Source organism: Roseateles sp., assembly GCF_036404855.1.
GTDB lineage: Bacteria > Pseudomonadota > Gammaproteobacteria > Burkholderiales > Burkholderiaceae_C > Pelomonas.
In genome coordinates this window covers 19,479-39,476 of record NZ_DASWYS010000311.1, presented here as the reverse complement: position 1 = coordinate 39,476, position 19,998 = coordinate 19,479, and the positions used below count along the sequence as shown (strand labels likewise).

The following is a 19,998-nucleotide window of genomic DNA, read 5'->3' as shown; positions in this document are numbered from 1 at the left end:
TCGTGCTCGCAGGCATCGATGAGGGCATCGACCCACTCGGGCCGCAGCAGGCAGCGTGCCGCGTCATGCACCAGCACCCAGTCGTCGTCGCCCGCGCCGCGTCGGCGCAGCTCCGCCAGGCCGCCCAGCACGCTCTCGGCGCGGCTGGCGCCGCCCACGCGGGCGACCCAGCCGGCATGGCCGGGCAGCGCCGTCTCGAAACGGTCGTCCGCCGGCGATAGCACCACGAGCGTCTGCACGATGCGCGGCACCGCCGCCAGCGCGGCCAGCGTGTGGGCCAGCAGCGGCCGGCCGGCGATCTCGACGTACTGCTTGGGGATGCCGGCGCCGGAGCGCTCGCCGATGCCGGCAGCCGGCACCAGGGCATAGCAGCGCGGGCTGCGCGCGTCTGTGTTCATGGCGGCATTAAAGCAGCAGGTAGTCCACCGGCTGCAGCGCCGGCGGGGGTGCCGGGTCGCCCAGTGCCTCGCGCAGGTCGATCTCGATACCGCGGCAGATCGCGTCCAGCGCCAGATCGTTGGCCTGGATGCCGAACGGCTCCTCGATCTCATCGCCCAGGGTGTCCAGGCCAAAGAAGGTGTAGGCGACGATGGCGACGACCAGCGGTGTCATCAGCCCGATGGCGTCCACGATGCCGAAAGGCAACAGGAAGCAATAGAGGTAGGCGGTGCGGTGCAGCAACAACGCATAGGAGAACGGCAGCGGCGTGTTCTTGATGCGCTCGCAACTGGCCGCCGCAGCGGTCAACGCAGACAGCGTGGAGTCCATCTGCACCTCACGGAGGCTGTCGAGCTGGCCGACGCGACGGCATAGCGCCAGATCGGCGCCCATGGCCATCATCAATGTCGCCGGCCGGTTGCGCGCGCGGCCCAGTGCTTCGTGCTCAGCGGGCAGGAGCAGACCTTCCAGCGCGGTCGGATCGGCGGGCTGGTCGCGCAGCAACTGCTTGAGGCTGATGCTGAAGGCCAGCGCGCGCAGCACCAGGCGCACGCGTACATCGGTCAGGTCGCGGGGGTCCGCCACGGGGGCCGGAAGGTCGATCAGGTGCATGGCCTGGCGGGCCAGATTGCGCGAGCGCAGCAGCAGCTCGCCCCAGAGCTTGCGCGCCTCCCAGAAGCGGTCGTAGCAGGCGCTGTTGCGAAAGCCGAGGAAGATGGCCAGCGGCAGGCCCATCAGCGTGAACGGGATGGTCGAGACCAGCACCGCGTTATGGCTGGCCAGCGCGCGGTGCGCAACGGTGACCAGGACGGCCAGCAGGATGTTGGCCAACAACACGCCGCGGATGCGGCCCAGGATGGAGCCGCGAAGTACGAAGAAGAGCTGCAGGGCCGAAGGGCGGTCGCGGACGATCATGTCCCCATTGTCGACGGCCGCCCGGCCCGGCGCGCCTCAGTCGTCGTGGCCGGGGTTCTGGCGCGCCAGCCGGCGCAGCAGGCCCGGCCAGGCCAGCTCGGCACCGCTGCCGCGCATGACCTTCTCGCCCGCAGCGCGCACGCCGGCGAGGATGGGCGCCGGAATGCGAACCAACTCGCCGCCGCCAGCCTGGGCGGCGACCTGGATCTCGCAGGCCCGTTGCAGCATGAACATCTTGAGGAAGGTGTCGGCCGCGCTGTGGCCCAGCGTCAGCAGGCCATGGTTGCGCAGAATCATCAGCGAAGTGCCACCGAGGTCAGCGACGAGCCTCGCCTTCTCCTCGGGATTGAGCGCCACCCCTTCATAGTCGTGATAGCTCAACGAGGCCAACGGAAAGAGGCTGTGCTGCGAGATCGGCAGCAGGCCCTCGCGCTGCGTGCTGACCGCCACGCCCGCCACCGTGTGCAGGTGCATGACGAAGCGGGCGTCCTCGCGCGCCCCGTGCACGGCGCTGTGGATGATGAATCCGGCGGGGTTGACGTCGTAGGTGCTGGGCGCAACCTTCTCGCCGGCGCCATCCACCTTCACGAGGCTGCTGGCCGTGATCTCCTCGAACATCATCCCGTAGGGATTGATCAGGAAGTGATGCTCGGGGCCGGGCACACGCGCCGAGATGTGGGTGAAGATGAGGTCATCCCAGCCGTGCAGCGCCGCGAGGCGATAGAGCGCGGCAAGGTCGCAGCGGACAGCCCATTCCTCGGGGCTGATGTGGACGGATTGGGCCATGGTGTCTCCCGGAGTCGTGGGGCCAGGATAGCCCTCGAGCCTGACGCGCGATGTCGCCTGGGCGGCTGCGGGGACAATCACGGGGTCATGCTCATCTCCGACTTCCGCCAGCGCTTGCGCGCGCTGGGCGCCAATCCCGCCCATGAATCCCGCGTGCTGCGCCACTGGGTGCAGGCCCTCCCGCTGGACGCCGGCAAGCAGCCCCTGCTGGGCTGGCTGCCCAAGGCCGTGTTCGAGGCGCTGCCGGGGCTGATGGCCGAGGTGGACGGCCTGGTGACGCTGCGCAGCGAGCATGCGGGGGGTGATGGCGAATCGGCCCGCCTGCTGCTGGGCCTCGCCGACGGCCAGACCGTGGAGACCGTGCTGCTGCCGCGCGACGGCGTCTGCGTGTCCAGCCAGGTGGGCTGCGCCGTGGGCTGCCAGTTCTGCATGACGGGCACCGAAGGGCTGATCCGCCAGGTGGGCAGCGCGGAGATCGTGGCCCAAGTCGTCATGGCACGGCGGAAGAACCCGAAGCTGCGCAAGGTGGTCTTCATGGGCATGGGCGAGCCTTCGCACAACCTGGCCAACGTGCTCGAAGCGATCACGCTACTGGGCCGCGAAGGCGGCTTCGCGCACAAGCAGCTGGTGTTCTCGACGGTGGGCGACGAGCGCGCCTTCGCCGCGCTGAACGCAGCCGAGGTGAAGCCCGCATTGGCCCTGTCGCTGCACACGACGGACGCCGCCAAGCGCGAGCGCCTGCTGCCGCGCGCGCCGCGGCTCACACCCGAGCAGCTCGTCGAGGCCGCCGACGCCTATGGCCGCACCAGCGGCTACCCGATCCAGTACCAGTGGACGCTGCTGGAGGGCATCAACGACGGCGACGAGGAGCTGGATGGCGTCGTGCGCTTGCTCAAGGGCCGCTACGGTCTGCTGAACATGATCCCCTTCAACAGCGCACCGGGCCTGCCCTTCTCTCGGCCCAGCTGGGAGCGCGCCCGGGCCATCGCCACCGAGCTCTGCGGCCGTGGCGTGCTGACGAAGCTGCGCGATTCCGCGGGCCAGGACGTCGAGGGCGGCTGCGGCCAGCTGCGTGCCCGCGAGGCCGTAGGCCGGTCCGCACGGGTGGTCAGAATTCACACCTGACGAGGGCTTAGCCACCGCAATCGGCGACAAGCATCGCCCCCGCGCCCCGCAGAATGCACCAGCCGCGTCGATGACGCGAGCAGACATTCCCTGGAGGAGACATGAAACAGCTTCGAACGCTGGCGACACGCCTGCGCCTGGCCCCCCTGATCGCCGGCACGGCCCTGTGCCTGCAGGCCGGGGCCGCCACGACGGTGCACAAGTTCGAACCGACGGCCCAGCTCGGCGGCAGTACGCTGCAGCTCAACGGCAAGGGCACGCGGGTGCGGCTGGTGTTCAAGGCCTACGACATGGCCCTGTACACCACCCAGCGCGCCACCACGCGGACGGAGGTGCTGGCGCTGCCCGGGCCCAAGCGCATCCAGTTCACGGCGCTGCGCGAGCTGCAGGGCACGGACCTGGGGCGGCTCTTCCTGCGCGGCATGGCCGACAACACGCCCAGCCAGCAGATGACCCGCCATGCGCTGGCCACGACCCGGCTCATCGAGGTTTTTTCGGGCAAGCCCAAGCTGGCCCCCGGCGACACCTTCGCGATGGACTTCGTGCCGGGCAAGGGCACCCAGTTCTACATCCAGGGCCAGGCCCAGGGCGAACCCGTCGGCGACGACGAGTTCTTCACACTGGTGCTGCGCATCTGGTTCGGCGAATCGCCGGCCGACACGCAGCTGCGCGATGCGCTGCTGGATGGCGGCAAGGACTAAGGCGCGACCGAGGGCCGGCGTCGTGCCCGGTCTCATGCGTACCGCGGGCCACCCGGCCCGCGAGTCGGAAGGCGTGGCTGGCCCCAGCCCCGCCTTCAGCCGCGCAACGCTGCCCGGCGCCTAAAGGCAAGCACCGCCAGACCCAGGGCGAGCATCAGCACCGTGGCCGGCTCGGGCACGGCGCTGATGCCCGTGTAGACGCCATCGAAGGATGCGGTGGCGTGCACGCCGTTGATGGTCAGGCCGGCCAGCAGGCTCTGGAAGCTGGCCTCGCCAAGCTGGTTGCCAGTGAAGCGCAGCGCGTGCTCGCCACCGCCGGTGACGGCCAGCGTGGCGCCGGCGGCGATGTCGCCCAGCGCGCCGAAGCTCAACGTCGAGCTGCCGAGGGCGATGGTGGAGCTGGCACTCAGCACCAGCGTCGCGAAGCTCTGATCACCGCCCAGCACCAACTGGCCGCCGGCCAGTTCCAGCGCGCCGGCGGCATCCAGGCGGTGGGCGCCAGCCAGCTCCAGCGTCGCGCCGCTGGCGATGACGGTCTTGCCGCTGTAGTGGCTCTCGCCGCTCAACACGACGCGGCCGCTGGCGATCTCCACGACGGCGAAGTTCGACAGGGATGATGCGTGGGAGAAGCTTTGGCCGGCGCCAGGGTCGATGCGCAGGCTGTTGGCGCCACCCGAACCACCGTCGATGCTGCCCAGTACCTGGGCCTGGCCACCGGCGATGGTGATGCTGTTCTGGCCACTGCCAAGCTGGATGGCCTTGCCACTGGCACTGCCGTCGATCAGGCCGTAGTTGACCAGGGTCGTCGCATAGTCGTTCGTGACGACGACGGCGGCACTGCCGGCACCGCCCAGCACCGTCGCGCCGGCATCGTTGTGGATGCGCACCGTGCGGCCACTGCCGTTCAGACCACCGGCGTAGATGGCAGCATCGCTCTGGCCGCGGATGACGCCGCCGGCCTGGTTGACGATGACAGCGTTTGCGTAAATGGCCTCGCGCTGGCCAGCGTTGACGCCACTGGTGATGTCGTTGCCGACCAGCGAAATGCCGCGGCCGACGGCGTTGCTGTTGCCGGTGGCCACCAGACCTTCGATGAGGCCGGCATTGGTGATGGTGCCGCCGCCCACCGACAGGCCTTCGCTGTAGGCCAGGCCCGAAGCCACGGCGCTGAACGAGTTGGCCGAGCGGATGACGCCCGTGGCCGTGTTGGTGAGCATGACGACGCCGTCAACGTCCAAGCCATCACCGTCGCCGGTGACGCCGCGGCCGATGATGGTGCCGGCGTTGTAGACGGTCACGACCTGCAGGCCGTTGAAGCCGTCCAGATTCAGACCCGAGCCGTTGTCACCCTGGATGATGCCGCCCACGTTGTTCGTGATGGACATCGTGTGTGACAGCGCGGCCGTGTCCTGCCCGCCGGTGATGCCGTGGCGGCCGCCTTGCACGATGCCGGCGTTGATGATCTGGATGCCGGTGTTGGCCTGACCGTCGATGCCGTCGCTGCTGGAGCCCGTTGTCGTGATCGACTGGATGGTGCCCCAGTTGTTGACGACGCCGTTGACGCCCGGCCGCACCGCGTCAGCCTCATGGGACTGCATGAAGGCGCCAACGTAGTTGTTGACGATGTTGCTGCCGCTGGCAATGGCGTTGAAATCCACGACCTGGTTGCCGGCCGCTGACGCGTTCAGCGAGATCATCTGCCCGTAGTTGTGCAGCACCACGCTGGCCGGGCTCTTGTTCATCTGGATGACATCCGCGTCGGCCGCCCGCATCAGCGCGGTGGCGTTGCTCGTGCTGCCGTTGGTGATGACGAGGCCGGTCACGCCGGTGTTGTCGCGGATGACGCGACCCGTTCCCGTCTGCGTGATGCTGCCAAGGTTGGTGAGGCTGGCGTTGTTGCCGGTGACCGTCACCGCGACCGTGGAGCCCGACACGGCCAGCGAGCCACCGGCAGCCACGCTCCCAGTCTGCGAGGCCCCGAGGCTCTGCGCCGTGCTGGACGAACCGGTGATCGAGAAGCTGGCGGCCTGGGCCGACAGCTGCACCGCGGCCAGGCAGGCCAGCGCGATGGGGTGCCAGCGGCGGACGGAAGCGATCGAGGCGGAACGAAGCAACATGGTGGGCGCAGGGCGGGTGAAAGCCCGCCACGTTATCGACGCAGCCCACCGCCGTGCACCACGCAACCGGGGCCCCTGCGCGGGCGCCGATTTCATCGCCACGTCACATCGGCGGATCAGGCGCTGCGGTAGGCGTCGGCGTCCAGCCCGAGACGGCGGATGCGATCGTGCAGCGTCTTGCGCGCCAGGCCCAGGCGCTCGCCGGCCTTGGCGATGTTGCCCCCGCTCTCCCGCAGCGCCTCCACGATCCACTGGCGCTCGACCGATGCCAGCGCCTCGTCCAGGGGCGCCTGCGGCAAGGCCGTGGGCTCGGCACTCGCGGCGGGCAGCGCCGGCAGGGCCGGCTCGGTGACGAGACCCAGCACCCAGCGCTCGGCAAAGTTGCGCAGCTCGCGCACGTTGCCCGGCCAGTCGCGCGCCTGCCAGGCTGCGAGCTGGGCGCCGCTCCAGGCGGGCACCGGGCGCTGCAGGCGCTCGCCGGCCTGGGCACAAAAGTGGCTCAGCAGCACGGGGATGTCCTCACGGCGCTGGCGCAACGGCGACAGCGCGATGCTGGCGACGTCCAGGCGGTAGAACAGATCCTCGCGGAAGCGCCCCTCCTTGGCCAGCTCCAGCAGGTCCACCTTCGTCGCGGCGACGATGCGGCATGCCAGCGGCTGGGCCGTGTTGGCACCCAGGCGCTCCACGCTGCGCTCCTGCAGCACGCGCAGCATCTTGACCTGCAGGGCCATGGGCATGGACTCGATCTCGTCGAGGAAGACCGTGCCGTCACCCGCGAACTCCAGCTTGCCGATACGGCGTTTGTTGGCACCCGTGTAGGCACCGGCCTCGGCGCCGAAGATCTCGGACTCGAACACGCTCTCGGGCAACGCACCGCAGTTGATCGCGACGAACGGGCCGCGCGCGCCGCTGGCCGCGTGCAACGCGCGGGCCACGACCTCCTTGCCGGTGCCGGTCTCGCCGTGGATCAGCACGTCCACGCGGGCCGGGCCGAGCGTGTTGATCAGCGTACGCACCTGCTCCATCGCCGCGCTGGCGCCCCGCAGGCCGTCTGCCGGCCCGCTTCCAAGCTGGGCTTTCAGCCGGCGGTTCTCGAGCACCAGCCGACGCTGCGCCAGCGCGCGGCGCACGACCTCGACCAGGTGTTCGGCCGAGAAGGGCTTCTCGATGAAATCCCAGGCACCGTCTCGCATGGCCTCCACCGCCATCCCGATGTCGCCGTGGCCGGTGACCAGGATGACGGGCAGCTCGGGGTCCTGCTCGCGCAGCGCATGCAGCAGCACGAGGCCGCTGTCGCCGGGCAGTTGCACGTCGCAGACGACGACGCCCGCGAAGCCCGGTTGCAGCCAGGCGCGTGCGGACTCCGCGGAATCGACGGCCCGGGCCTGCAGCCCGGCCAGGCGAAGGCTCTGCGCGGTGGCCAGGCGGACATGCTCGTCGTCCTCGACGAGCAGCACATCAACGGATTCGGTCCAGGCCATCATGTAATTGTCCGGCGATCAGGCGAGCGGCAGCCTGAGCGTGAACTGTGCGCCGCCGCCCTCGCGGTTGCCGCCCTGCAGCGAACCGCCCAGGGCGTTGGCAATGGAGGCGGAGATGGACAGGCCCAGACCCAGCCCCTCGCCCCGCCGCTTGGTGGTGAAGAAGGGTTCGAAGAGGCGCGCCTGCACGTCGTCGCTCAGGCCCGGGCCGTCATCGGTCACGCGCAGCAGCGCCTGGCCGGCCGCGGCATCGACCTCCGCCTGCAGCACGACCGTGCCGCCGCCCTGCTCCGCGCTCGCATCGATGCCGTTGCGCAGCAGGTTGACGAGCACCTGCTCCACGCGCACCTGCTGGCCCAGCACGGCCAGGCCTTCGGGCACCGGCGGGCAGGCCAGCACCACCCGCTGACGGCGCGCCTCGGCGCCGACGAGGGCCACCGCGGCTTGGAACGCGGTCACCACCGGCACGGGCTGCACGCGCAGCTCGTCGCGCCGCGCGAAGCCCTTGAGCTGGGCCACGATGGCGGCGATGCGCTGCGTGAGGTTGTCGATCGCCTCCAGGTTGCCCTCGGCGTCGGCCTGCATGCCGCGCTCCAGGAACACGCGGGCGTTGTCGTTCAGCGCCCGCAGCGCCGCCAGGGGCTGGTTGATCTCGTGCGTGATGCTGGCCGCCATCTGGCCCAGCACGGCCAGCTTGCCGGCCTGCACGAGCTCGTCCTGCGTCGCACGCAGCGTGCGTTCGGTGCGGCGCAGCTCGTCCACGCGCGCCTGCAGCTCCTGTGTGCGCTCGGCGATGCGCGCTTCCAGGCTGCCATAGGCGGCGCGCAGCTCGCCCTGCGCCGCCAGGCGCTCGCGCGCGCGGCGGCGGCGCAATTGCAGATAGGCCAGCAGCAGCAGCAGCGACACCCAGCCCAGCGCCGCGGCCCAGGCTCGGCCAGCGGCGATCTGCTCGGCACCGCGGATCTCGGTGAAGGACAACAGCGTCCAGCCGCGGCCCTCGACGGGCTGCTCGGTGACCAGCGCGCGCAGCCGCGCGGTGGCCGTGCCCACCCGCTCCACGCGCAGATCGTCTGACGCGCGCGTAGGCTCGCGCACCAGCGAGGCCAGCGGCAGGTCGCCATACTGCTGCGTCTCGTGCAGCTCTGCGCGTGCGGCGGCGGTGAGCGGGCGCAGCGTGCGGTACTTCCACTCGGGACGGCTGGCGAGGAAGACGACGCCGCGAGCGTCGGCCAGCATCAGGTCACCGGCGCTGCGCGCCCAGTTGGATTCCATCTCGTCCAGCGACACCTTCAGCACGACGACGCCCGCGGCCTGGTCGAGGCGGTGGGCGATGAAGTAGCCGGGGGTGCCGGTCGTCGATCCCCGGGCATAGAAATGCCCGCCCCCGCTCGCCATCGCGTCGCGGAAGTAAGGTCGGTAGGCGTAGTTCTGGCCCACAAAGGTCTGCGCGTCGCGCCAGTTGCTGGAGGCCAGGGTCTGGCCGTTGGCGTCGATGAGAAAGATGGCCGCCGCGGCGGCGTCGCGCGCCACGTCAACGAGCAGCGCATTGACCTCGGCCACCCGGGTGGGGGACGCCGGCTGGGCCAGCAGCCCGGCCAGCGCCGGGTGGCGGGCCAGCACCTGGGGCACGGCCTCGTACTTGTCGAGCGCGCCCGTCAGCTCGTGGGCAACGAAGCGCAGGTGGCGCTGGGCGTCGTCCTGGGTCTGCGCGAGCGCCAGGTCCAGCGACAGCCGCCAAGCGCCAAAGGCCACGGCGGCGCCGCCCAGCAGCACCCCCAGCAGCAGCGCGAGGCTGCGTCGCCAGCGGCGGCGGGCGGCGGTGGCGTCTTCAGTGTTGGGCGGCTTCGGCATCGATCCTCGAATGCCGGCGCGTGTCACGCATCAACAGGTAGACAAGCAGCGAGCAGGCGATCACCGCGGTAGCGTACCAATAGAAGCCGCTTTCCATGCCCTGCTGCTTGAACCACAGCGCGATGTACTCGGCGCTGCCACCGAACACCGACACCGCGATGGCGTACGGCACGCCCACGCCCGTGGCGCGGATGGAGGCCGGAAACAGCTCGGCCTTCACGACAGCATTGATGGACGTGTAGCCGCTGACGATGAGCCAGGCGCAGGCGATCAGGCCGAAGGCTTCCCACGGGCCTTGCGCGTGGCGAATGGCAGTCAGCAGCGGCACCGTGAACAGCGTCCCCAGGATGGCGAAGCCCAGCAGCAGCGGCTTGCGGCCGATGCGGTCCGACAGCGCGCCGTACAGCGGCTGCAGCAGCGCGGCAAACACCAGGCTGGCGGCGGAGACGGCCGTGGTCTGCCCGTCCGTCAGGCCCACCGACAGCTTCAGGAACTTCTGCATGTAGGTGGTGTAGACGTAGAAGGCCAGCGTGCCGCCCATGGTCAGGCCGATGACGATCAGGCATTCGCGCGGGTGTTGCATCAACAGCTTGAAGCCGCCCATGCGGTCCTTGCCGTGCTTGCTGCGCTGGGCCTCGAAGGCCTTGGTCTCGGGCAGGTCGGAACGCATGATCAGCGCCACGATGGCCAGTGCCGCGCCGATGAAGAACGGGATGCGCCAGCCCCAGGCCTTCAGCTGGGCGGTGTCGAGCACGAAGTTCTGCAGCACCAGCAACACGACCAGCGCCGTCAGCTGGCCGCCGATCAGCGTCACGTACTGGAAGCTGGAATAGAAGCCCCGGTGCTTCGAGGTGGCCATCTCGGACAGGTAGGTCGCGCTGGAGCCGTACTCGCCGCCCAGGCTCAGGCCCTGCAGCAGCCGCGCGATCAGCAGGATGACCGGCGCCCAGACGCCGACTGAGGCGTAGGTGGGCGAGCAGGCGATCAGCAGCGAGCCGCCGCACATCAGCATCACCGAGGTCATCAGCGCCAGGCGCCGGCCGTGGCGGTCCCCGATGTAGCCGAACAGCAGTCCGCCGATGGGGCGGATGAAGAAGCCCAGCGCGAAGATGGCCGCGGTGGACATGGACTGAGCCACCGGATCGCTGGACGGGAAGAAGGCCGACGAGAAGTACAGCGAGAAGGCCGCGTAACAGTAGAAGTCGTACCACTCGACGAGGTTGCCGATGGAGCCGATGAAGATGGCCTTGACGCGCTTGAGGTCGATGGGGTCAGGCGCTGCGGCGCTGCCGGGATGGATCGCAGACATGGTGTCTCCTGGGTTATGTGCCCCAGGATGAGCAGCTTGCGTGCCAAGTCCGTGCGCGCCCCTGCCCCAGGGTGGAGCGTCAGGCCCAGGCGCGAAATCGGCGGTTTTTCGCCACCGGAAGCGGCAAAGCGCCGCCAGCGGCGAAATATCGCCGCTCAGAACCGCAAGTCGACCCGGGCCATGTCGAAGCGAGCACCCTCGCCGTCGCGTCGCACGCTGACGACACGGAAGTTGCGGGCCGTGCCAACACGGTACTCATAGTCGCCGGCCTTGGGCTCGTGGCTGTCGCAGCTGAGCCTGTCGGAGTCCTTGGGAGGCTTCACGCGGGCGGCCGGGTCCCGGCAGTCCAGCACGTCGCCGTAGCGGGCCAGCTCCTTGGCGTAGAAGCTGGCCACGCGCTCGGTGGACGTGGCGGCGCGGAACTTCAGCGCCGCCACCTTCAACCCGAACTTGCCGGCCCAGGCACCCAACGTGACGGCAGACTTGTCGTCGTCACCGTCCTTGAACGGCACGGCGCCGGCATAGACCGGCAGGCCCACATCGGTGGCCTCCGTGCGGCTGTGGCCCTCGACGCCCAGGCTGAAGTCCCCGTCGGCCGCGGCCGTGGAGGAGATCAGCACGAAGGCCAGGACGGCGAGGCTGTGGCGCGGGGTCATGAACTCTCCTGAGTGTGGCGGTCGGGCCTGACGCTACGCAACGCCTGCCATGCCCGCCACGCGATGGCGACGGGCTGCACAACGGCTGGGACAGGCTGCTGATCCGGCCGACGACCGCCTCACCCCGCCTTGCGCTTGGCCACCCAGTCCTGCACCAGCTCGCGCAGCACCGGCAGCGGCACCTGGCCGGCCGTCAGCACGACGCGGTGGAAGCCCCTGAGGTCGAAATTCGGTCCGAGCGCTGCTTCCGCTTCGGCGCGCAGCTTGGTGATCTCCAACTGGCCGATCTTGTAGCCCAGCGCCTGGCCGGGCCAGACGATGTAGCGTTCGACCTCGGAGACGACATCGCTCTCGGCCATGGAAGAGTTGTCCAGCATGTACTGGATGGCGCGCTCGCGCGTCCACCCCTTGGCATGCAGGCCGGTGTCGACGACGAGGCGCATCGCGCGCAGCTGCTCGTCGGACAGGCGTCCGTACCACTGGTAGGGGTCGGTGAACAGGCCCAGCTCCTTGCCCAGACTCTCGGCGTACAGCGCCCAGCCCTCCACATAGGCGGTGTAGTGGCTGCCGTAGCGGCGGAACTTGGGCAGAGCCTTGTCTTCCTGCGCGATGGAGATCTGGAAATGGTGGCCCGGCGACGCCTCGTGCAGCGACAGTGTCTCCATGCCGAAGATGGGCTGGGCCTTCAGGTTGAAGGTGTTGACATAGAAGACGCCGGGGCGGGAGCCGTCGGAGGACGGGCTCTGATAGGAGCCTCCTGCGGCGCTCTCGGCACGGAAGGCTTCGACCTCGCGCACCTCGTAGTCGGCCTTGGGCTGGATGTCGAAGAGCTTGGGCGTCAGGCTATTGATCTTCTTCTGCAGATCCCGGTAGCCGGCGAGCAGTTCCTCCGGCTTGTTGAAGTAGAACTTGGGGTCGTCCTGCAAATGCTTGAAGAAGGCTTTCAGGTCACCGGGGAACCCCACCTGCTTCCTCACGCCCTCCATCTCGCCAAGGATGCGCGCGACCTCCTTCAGGCCGATCTCGTGGATCTCGTCGGGCGTCAGCGCCACGGTGGTCGACTGCCGCACGCGCTGGGCGTACCAGGCCTTGCCGTCGGGCAGGGCCGCCCAGGCCGTGCTCGCGCGCGCCTTGGGCACGTACTCGTCGCGCACAAAGGCCTGCAGCCGGGCATACGCGGGCAGGACCTGCTCCGCCAGCAGCTTGCGCATCGCGGCGGTGATGCGCTCACGGTCCGAGGCCGGCACGGTATCGGGGAAGCTCTTGATCGGCCCCCAGAACAGGCTCTTCTCGGGATCGGCCACCGCCATGGCCGTCAGCTGCGGCAGCACCTTCTCCATGACGGCCTTGGGCTGCGTCACGCCGGCCTTGAGGCCATCTCGCATGTTGGCGATGGTGCCGTCCAGCAGGGGCACGGCCAGGGCCAGGCGCTTGAGCCAGTCGTCGTAGTCCTTGGTCGTCTTGAAGGGCTGAATGGACTGGCCCGTGCCCATCTGGGCCAGGAAGCTGGGCAGGCCGCCAATCTGGCTGATGGGCTGCATCCAGTCAGGGAAGCGTTCAGCGGCCAGGTCCTGCTCCAGGTCGAGCTTGAGGATGCTGTAGGAGACGCGGTCCTTGGGCTCCAGCTTGTCCTTGTTGAAGGCGGTCAGGCCCTTCAGCGTCTGCTGCAGTTCCCGCTTGGCCCGGGCGCGGTAGGCGGCCGTCGTCGTGTCGATGAGGCGGTCGTTGTATCGCGGATCGCCCAGCGAGGTGGCCAGCACCGGCTGGCGCTGCAGGGTGAGCTCCCACTGGGCATCAAGCCACTGGTGGAAACGTTCGCTTTCGGTAGGGGCGGCCCAGACAGGCAGGCTCGCGGCAAGCAGGCTCAGGGCAAGGCGACGGCGCATGAAGTCTCCAGTTGGATGGTGGCGAATGCTAGCCATGACCCTGACGAACAGCCAAAGGGCATGGCTTACCTAGAATTCCCCCAAGCCCCGCTCCGGGGCTGTTGTCGTTTGTAGGTCCGCATGACGCTCCCCTCGCTGCCGGTCATCCAGCCGGGCAAGAAGTTCACCCACTCCCGTCCCCTCGGCTCGGCCGACGCGCTGCTGCTCGCGCGCTTCGTGCAGCAGCAGCGCGATGCCGGCCGGCTGGCCGCCATCTTCACCGCAGAGCCGGGCGACACGCAGCGGCTCGAGGACGAGCTGAAGTTCTTTGCGCCGGAGCTGAAGGTGGCCGTTTTCCCGGACTGGGAGACCCTGCCCTACGACAGCTTCAGCCCGCATCAGGACTTGATCTCCGAGCGGCTGGCGACATTGTGGGAGCTGCTGCAGGCGAAGAAGACCAAGACTATCGACGTCGTGCTGATGCCGGCGACGACGGCGCTGACGCGCCTCGCGCCGCCCAGCTTCCTGGCCGCGACGACGTTCAACTTCAAGCAAAAGCAGCGCCTCGACGAGGCCTCACTGCGCGCGCAGCTGACGCTGGCCGGCTACACGAATGTCAGCCAGGTCGTGCAGCCCGGCGAATACGCGGTGCGCGGCGGCCTCATCGACTTGTTCCCGATGGGCTCCAACGTGCCCTACCGCGTGGACCTGTTCGGCGACGAGGTGGACTCCATCCGCGTGTTCGACCCCGACAGCCAGCGCAGCCTCTACCCGGTGCCCGACGTGCGCCTGCTGCCGGGTCGGGAGTTCCCGATGGACGAGGCCGCGCGCAAGGCCTTCCGCAACCGCTGGCGCGAGAAGATGGAGGGCGACCCAACCAAGGCGCGCATCTACCGCGACATCGGCGAGGGCATCGCATCCGGTGGCATCGAGTACTACCTGCCGATCTTCTTCGAGCAGACCGCGTCGGTGTTCGACTACCTCGGCACCCAGGCGGGCCTGGCACTGCACGGCGAGGTGGACGAGGCCATCCAGCGCTTCTGGACCGACACCAGGGAGCGCCACCGCTTTCTGCAGCATGACCCCGAGCGGCCGCTGCTGGCGCCCGGCGAGATCTTCCTGACGACGGAGGAGTTCTTCGGCCTGACCCACCCGCATGCGGTGCTTTCCGTGCGCGGCAACGAACCGGTGGAGTTCGCGCGACCGCTGCCCGACGTCAGCGTCGAGCGCGGCGTTCAGGAACCGCTGGCCCGCCTGGAGGCACACCTGAAGGCCACACCGCACCGCGTGCTGCTACTGGCCGAGAGCGAGGGCCGCCGCGAGAGCCTGCTGGAGCAGCTCCGCGACCACAAGATCGATCCCCCTTCGGTCGCCAGTCTGGCCGAGTTCTGGGAAGGCGACGAGAAGTACGCCATCACTGCCGCGCCGCTGGCCGCCGGCTTCTTCTGGCACGACCCGGCCCGGCCGCTGCAGCTGATCACGGAGACCGAGCTGTTCGCGACGACGCCCACGACGCGTCGGCGCCGCAAGCAGGAGCAAGTCAGCGACGTCAACGCGCTGATCAAGGACCTGTCGGAGCTGAAGGTAGGCGATCCGGTCGTGCACATCAACCACGGCATCGGGCGCTACCAGGGGCTCGTGAACATCGACCTCGGCGACGGCCAGAAGAGCGAGTTCCTGCATCTCGAATACGCCGACAAGGCAACGCTGTACGTGCCGGTGGCGCAGTTGCACCTGATCGGCCGCTACACCGGCGTCTCGGCGGAGGAGGCGCCGCTGCACAAGCTGGGCAGCGGCCAATGGGAGAAGGCCAAGCGCAAGGCCGCCGAGCAGGTTCGCGACACCGCCGCGGAGCTGCTGAACCTGTATGCACGCCGCGCCGCACGCGAGGGTCATGCATTCCGCTACTCGGGGCACGACTACGAAGCCTTCGCCGCGTCGTTCGGCTTCGAGGAGACGCCAGACCAGCGCGCCGCCATCCACGCGGTCATCCAGGACATGATCAGCCCCAAGCCCATGGACCGCCTCGTCTGCGGCGACGTGGGGTTCGGCAAGACCGAGGTGGCGCTGCGCGCCGCCTTCGTCGCGGTGATGGGCGGCAAGCAGGTCGCCATCCTGGCGCCCACGACGCTGCTGGCCGAGCAGCACTACCAGAACATCGCCGATCGCTTCGGCGCCTGGCCGGTCAAGGTCGCGGAGATGAGCCGCTTCCGCTCGGCCAAGGAGATCAAGGTGGCGATGGAAGGCATCGCCGACGGCAGCATCGACATCGTCGTCGGCACGCACAAGCTGCTGTCTGCCGAGGTGAAGTTCAACCGGCTGGGCCTGCTGGTCATCGACGAGGAACACCGCTTCGGCGTGCGCCACAAGGAGGCGATGAAGGCCATGCGTGCCGAGGTCGACGTGCTGACGCTGACCGCGACGCCCATCCCGCGGACCCTCGGCATGGCGCTCGAAGGTCTGCGCGACCTCTCGGTGATCGCCACCGCGCCGCAGCGACGGCTGGCGATCAAGACCTTCGTGCGCGCCGAAAGCAGCGGCACCATCCGCGAGGCGGTACTGCGCGAACTCAAGCGCGGCGGCCAGGTCTACTTCCTGCACAACGAGGTCGAGACCATCGAGAACAGGCGCCAGAAGCTGGAGGAGCTGCTGCCCGAGGCGCGCATCGTCGTGGCGCACGGCCAGATGCCGGAGCGCGAGCTGGAGCGCGTCATGCGCGAGTTCGTGCAGGGCAAGCACAACCTGCTGCTGTGCTCCACCATCATCGAGACCGGCATCGACGTGCCCAGCGCCAACACCATCGTCATCAGCCGCGCTGACAAGTTCGGCCTGGCCCAGCTGCACCAGTTGCGCGGCCGCGTCGGCCGCAGCCACCACCAGGCCTATGCCTACCTGATGGTGCCGGACATTCAGGGCCTCACCAAGCAAGCCACCCAGCGGTTGGACGCCATCCAGGCCATGGAGGAGTTGGGGTCCGGTTTCTACCTCGCGATGCACGACCTGGAGATCCGCGGCGCCGGCGAGGTGCTCGGCGACAACCAGAGCGGCAACATGATGGAGATCGGCTTCCAGCTCTACAACGACATGCTGAACGAGGCCGTCCGCGCGCTCAAGAGCGGCCGTGAGCCCGACCTGCTGTCGCCCACCGGCGCGTTCTCCACCAACACCGAGATCAACCTGCACGCGCCCGCGCTGCTGCCCGACGCCTACTGCGGCGACGTTCAGGTGCGCCTGAGCCTGTACAAGCGCCTGGCGACAGCCGAGAAGCCCGAGCAGATCGACACGATGCTGGAGGAGATCACCGACCGCTTCGGCAAGCTGCCCACGCAGGGTCAAACGCTGTTTGATCTACACCGGTTGCGCGTGCTGGCCAAGCCCTATGGCGTCATCAAGGTCGACGCGGCGCCCTCCATCATCAACATCAACTTCCGCCCCAACCCGCCGATCGACCCGATGCGCGTCATCGAGCTGGTGCAGAAGAACCGCAACATCAAGCTGGTCGGCAACGAGAAGCTGCGCGTGGAGAAGGCACTGTCCAGCCCGCAGGACCGCGCCCAGGCGGTGCGCGAGGTGCTGCGGCTGCTGGGGCAACCGGTGAAGGCTGGCTAGCCGGGCGGCGGTGGGTGCGAGCAGACGTCATCGGGATAATGGGCAACTGTTCCCGCTTCACCCTGCCCTCGTGACCTCCACCGCTCTCGCCGGCCTCGTCGTCAGGACCGGCCCCACGCTGCCGCCGCTGTCGTTCTTCAAGCTCGCCGCCTTCGACATGGACTCGACGCTGATCGCCATCGAGTGCATCGACGAGATCGCCGCGATGGCCGGCAAGGGCGAACAGGTGGCCGCCATCACCGAAGCCGCGATGCGCGGCGAAATCACCGACTTCAAGGACAGCCTGCGCCGCCGTCTGTCCTTGCTGGCGGGTACGCCGGCCACGGTGCTGGACCGCGTGCTGGCCGAGCGGCTGACCTTCAACCCCGGCGCCCGAGAGCTGTGCGCGGCCCTGAAGGCTCAGGGCCTGAAGCTGGTGCTGGTGTCCGGCGGCTTCACGTACTTCACACGTCATGTCGCGGCCGAGCTGGGCATGGACTTCGTGCGCAGCAACGAGCTGGAGATCGTGGACGGCGCCCTCACCGGCCGGCTCGTCATGCAGGACTGGGGCGACATCTGCGACGGCGAGCAAAAGCGGCTGATGCTGCTGGACTGCTGTGCCCGCGTCGGCTGCTCCTCCGAACAGGCGATGGCCGTCGGTGACGGCGCCAACGACCTGCCGATGATGGGAGCGGCCGGGCTGTCCGTGGCCTATCGGGCCAAGCCCAAGGTCCGCGAGCAGGCCATGGTGGCGATCAACGAAGGCGGACTGGACCGGTTATTGGAGGTCGTCAGGCCATGAGGCCGGCGGCGCTGCTGCTGGCCTGCGCCCTGCCCTGGCAGGTCCACGCCGCACAGCCGCCGTTGCGCTTCATCGCACCGATGAACCACGCGATGCCCTTCGGCCGCTTCGAGCAGGGCCACCTGACGGCAGGCATCGTCAAGGACATCAGCGACCACATCGCCGCGCGCCTGGGGCGCGAGATCGAGTACGTGCCGGTCCCGCCACGCCGCGTCTCGCAGGTGCTTGCGGCAGGCACCGCGGACGGCGTCTGCTACGTCGCGCGCGACTGGATAGACGGCGACTTCCACTGGAGTCCGCCGGTGCTGGAGCATGTCGGCGTGGTGGCCGCCCATCCACAGGCGCCGGCGGTCGTCAGTCTGCAGCAGCTGGCCGGACTGCCGCTCGGCACCGTGTACGCCTACCGCTACCCGCAGTTCGAGCGCGCGCTGGGCGCGCAGTTCGTGCGGGACGATGCGCCCAGCATGCTGATCAACCTGCGCAAGCTGGCCGCCCACCGCGTGGACTACGCGCTGACCGAGAGGATCACGCTCGAGTACCACAACAAGCTGCAGCCCGGGGATGGCCTGAAGGCCGCGCTGCAGACCTCCCCGTATCGCACCCACTGCGCCTTCACACGGGCGCACGAGCTGCCGCTGCAGCAGCTGGACCAGGCCGTCAGGGACATGGTGCGCGATGGCAGCGTCGAGCGCATCCTCGCGCGCTACCGCTGACCGTCGGGCCCCGCCCGCTCAGCGATTTGCCAGGCGTCGGCGCGTCAGGCCACCAACGGCCGCGAGGCCGGCCAGCATCAGCGCGTAGCTTTCGGGCTCCGGCACCGCCGTTACGGCCAGCACGTCGGACACGATGGGCGTCGACGTTGACGAGGCGATCGTCGTCCAGTTCGCCCCTTCTGCCAGTGCAGCCTTCAGTTCGGCCATGGACGCAAAAGGCGTGTCGAGGGTGGTGGTCTGCGCGGTGAACTGCGTATAGCGGGTGTCCACGCTGCCGCGGAACTCGCGCACCTGGATGCCGCTCAGGCCCGTCGCGACAAAGGGATTGTCGGACGTCGCGTAAGGCGCTGCGCGGTTGCTGATCGCGCCGAGGAAGGTGATGGCGCCCGGCTGGTAGTTGGTCGCATACGAAGCGGCCTGGTAGGCATACAGCACGTCGCCACCACTGGAGAGGTTCGACGTGCCGCCATTCAGGTTGGCGACCGTGCCATTGGCCGTGCCACCCGCCGCGCCGGACTTGGCGGTGTATTGGCCGGTGGCCCCCGTGCCCAGCAACGCAACCGAGGTGCCGGCCGCCACGTTGGCGCTGGCCGTCCAGGACCAGAAGGTCTCGGGGGTGGTGGAGAACACGCCGCTGGCCGTCGAGGTCTGCAGCACGTTGGTGTCGGTGAAGTAGATCGTCGTGCCGGCGTTGATGTCGACGAAGGTCACGAAGGACCAGCCGCCCACCGTGGTGTTGACGTTCAGGCCGGTGAAGGCGAAATCGCCGTTGGCCAGCGTCGTGCCGGCGGCCTGCGCGCTGCCGATGGACGCGGCGGCCAGGACGGCCAGAGTCAGGAACTTGTTCATGGCTTGTCTCCTTGGGATCGTCAGGGGGAGGGAATCAACGCGCGCGCCGGCGTGCGACCGCAAGCACCAGCAGGCCGCCCAGGGCGAGCACGGCGCTGGCCGGCTCGGGCACCGGCGTGGCCAGCACAAGGTTGTCGATTGCGATGCCGTAGTAGCTGTCGCGGTGGGTCAGCGTGAAGCCGGCGATGTCGGCCGCGCCGCCAGTGCGGGCGAAGGCGTAGAAGCCGTCGCTGCGGCCGCTGAGGTCCACGGCCTCGATGAGGCTGCCGTCATCGCGGTACAAGCTCAGCGTGATGGCCCCACCGTCGGTGTCGCGCAGTTGCAGGCCCAGGGCCGAGACGGAGGACGTGAAGCGTGCCGAGATCGCGCCGAAGCCGAACGGATCGCTGCCGTCCGTGTTCTGCGGCCCGATGCCGGTCAGCGCGGCACCGTCGGCGTCACCGTAGTGGTAGGCGCCGAGGTTGGCGCCAGCCGCACCGGCCAGCAGCGTCAGGCCGGCCGTGGGGCTGCCGAAGCTGAGGTCGTCGAACCAGTCTTGCGCGATCGCACCTGGCCTGGGCGCCTTGGCCACGGCCAGTTCCTGGCCGGCGAAGCGCTCGCCAAACAGCACCCCGCCACTGCTCAGCAGGCCATCGATCAGCACGCTGTCGAAGGGCTGGGCAACGAGCTCGCTGAAAGTGACCGTGGTCGTCGCCGTCAGGGCACTGTAGGAAACCTCCTGCGTCGCGCCGGCCCAGGCCTGGCTGAGGGAGAGGCCACCGCACAGCAGGGTGGCCAGGAGTTGACGTTTGAACTTCATGGT

At 69.0% G+C, this 19,998-nt stretch carries 16 protein-coding genes; 5 read left to right on the top strand and 11 right to left on the bottom strand.

Annotated elements, in window-relative coordinates; all coding sequences use genetic code 11:
* The 3 genes from VGF12_RS20915 to VGF12_RS20905 all read right to left on the bottom strand — a co-directional run.
* Positions 1 to 398: 2-C-methyl-D-erythritol 4-phosphate cytidylyltransferase (locus tag VGF12_RS20915; RefSeq protein ID WP_331177981.1), on the bottom strand; the 398-nt coding region annotated here is incomplete at its 3' end.
* Between the two features lie 7 nt (positions 399 to 405).
* Entirely contained in the window at positions 406 to 1,353 is a 948-nt protein-coding gene (locus VGF12_RS20910; RefSeq protein ID WP_331177980.1) for a bestrophin family protein, read from the bottom strand.
* Positions 1,354 to 1,389: 36 nt separating this feature from the next.
* A complete protein-coding gene (locus VGF12_RS20905) occupies positions 1,390 to 2,139 on the bottom strand; it encodes a class II aldolase/adducin family protein (RefSeq protein ID WP_331177979.1) in 750 nt (249 codons plus the stop codon).
* An 87-nt stretch (positions 2,140 to 2,226) separates the two neighbouring features.
* Between VGF12_RS20905 and VGF12_RS20900 the strand changes: the two genes are divergently transcribed.
* Entirely contained in the window at positions 2,227 to 3,264 is a 1,038-nt protein-coding gene (locus VGF12_RS20900; RefSeq protein ID WP_331177978.1) for an RNA methyltransferase, read from the top strand.
* A gap of 101 nt (positions 3,265 to 3,365) precedes the next feature.
* Positions 3,366 to 3,965, top strand: coding sequence for a chalcone isomerase family protein (locus VGF12_RS20895; RefSeq protein ID WP_331177977.1), 600 nt, complete (start codon positions 3,366 to 3,368; stop codon positions 3,963 to 3,965).
* A 95-nt stretch (positions 3,966 to 4,060) separates the two neighbouring features.
* On the opposite strand, the gene VGF12_RS20890 is transcribed toward VGF12_RS20895, so the two are convergent.
* The 6 genes from VGF12_RS20890 to VGF12_RS20865 form a co-directional block, all read right to left on the bottom strand.
* Positions 4,061 to 6,082 (bottom strand): PEP-CTERM sorting domain-containing protein, encoded by a 2,022-nt coding sequence (locus VGF12_RS20890; protein WP_331177976.1) that lies wholly within the window; start codon positions 6,080 to 6,082, stop codon positions 4,061 to 4,063.
* A gap of 116 nt (positions 6,083 to 6,198) precedes the next feature.
* On the bottom strand, positions 6,199 to 7,566 hold the full coding sequence (locus tag VGF12_RS20885; protein WP_331177975.1) for a sigma-54 dependent transcriptional regulator: 1,368 nt from the start codon (positions 7,564 to 7,566) through the stop codon (positions 6,199 to 6,201).
* A gap of 15 nt (positions 7,567 to 7,581) precedes the next feature.
* On the bottom strand, positions 7,582 to 9,414 hold the full coding sequence (locus VGF12_RS20880; protein ID WP_331177974.1) for a sensor histidine kinase: 1,833 nt from the start codon (positions 9,412 to 9,414) through the stop codon (positions 7,582 to 7,584).
* Positions 9,392 to 10,723, bottom strand: a complete 1,332-nt coding sequence (locus VGF12_RS20875; RefSeq protein WP_331177973.1) for an MFS transporter — start codon at positions 10,721 to 10,723, stop codon at positions 9,392 to 9,394. The genes VGF12_RS20880 and VGF12_RS20875 overlap by 23 nt, the downstream gene beginning before the upstream one ends.
* A 155-nt stretch (positions 10,724 to 10,878) precedes the next feature.
* Positions 10,879 to 11,379: a hypothetical protein gene (locus VGF12_RS20870; RefSeq protein ID WP_331177972.1), complete on the bottom strand. Its 501-nt coding sequence runs from the start codon at positions 11,377 to 11,379 to the stop codon at positions 10,879 to 10,881.
* Between the two features lie 119 nt (positions 11,380 to 11,498).
* Positions 11,499 to 13,265 (bottom strand): DUF885 domain-containing protein, encoded by a 1,767-nt coding sequence (locus tag VGF12_RS20865; protein WP_331177971.1) that lies wholly within the window; start codon positions 13,263 to 13,265, stop codon positions 11,499 to 11,501.
* Positions 13,266 to 13,385: 120 nt separating this feature from the next.
* Here VGF12_RS20865 and mfd point away from each other — a divergent pair, with 120 nt between their 5' ends.
* The 3 genes from mfd (at position 13,386) to VGF12_RS20850 (ending at position 18,347) form a co-directional block, all read left to right on the top strand.
* A complete protein-coding gene (mfd, locus tag VGF12_RS20860; RefSeq protein ID WP_331177970.1) occupies positions 13,386 to 16,853 on the top strand; it encodes a transcription-repair coupling factor in 3,468 nt (1,155 codons plus the stop codon).
* Between the two features lie 70 nt (positions 16,854 to 16,923).
* A complete protein-coding gene (serB, locus tag VGF12_RS20855; RefSeq protein WP_331177969.1) occupies positions 16,924 to 17,634 on the top strand; it encodes a phosphoserine phosphatase SerB in 711 nt (236 codons plus the stop codon).
* Positions 17,631 to 18,347 carry a substrate-binding periplasmic protein gene (locus VGF12_RS20850; protein ID WP_331177968.1) on the top strand — a complete coding sequence of 239 codons (717 nt, stop codon included), beginning with the start codon at positions 17,631 to 17,633 and terminating at the stop codon, positions 18,345 to 18,347. Before serB ends, VGF12_RS20850 begins: the two co-directional genes overlap by 4 nt.
* A gap of 18 nt (positions 18,348 to 18,365) precedes the next feature.
* Here the strand turns inward: VGF12_RS20850 and VGF12_RS20845 are convergent, their stop codons facing one another.
* Together VGF12_RS20845 and VGF12_RS20840 are read right to left on the bottom strand one after the other, a co-directional pair.
* Positions 18,366 to 19,196 carry a PEP-CTERM sorting domain-containing protein gene (locus VGF12_RS20845; RefSeq protein ID WP_331177967.1) on the bottom strand — a complete coding sequence of 277 codons (831 nt, stop codon included), beginning with the start codon at positions 19,194 to 19,196 and terminating at the stop codon, positions 18,366 to 18,368.
* Positions 19,197 to 19,230: 34 nt separating this feature from the next.
* On the bottom strand, positions 19,231 to 19,995 hold the full coding sequence (locus VGF12_RS20840) for a hypothetical protein (protein ID WP_331177966.1): 765 nt from the start codon (positions 19,993 to 19,995) through the stop codon (positions 19,231 to 19,233).
* Positions 19,996 to 19,998 lie beyond the last annotated feature (3 nt).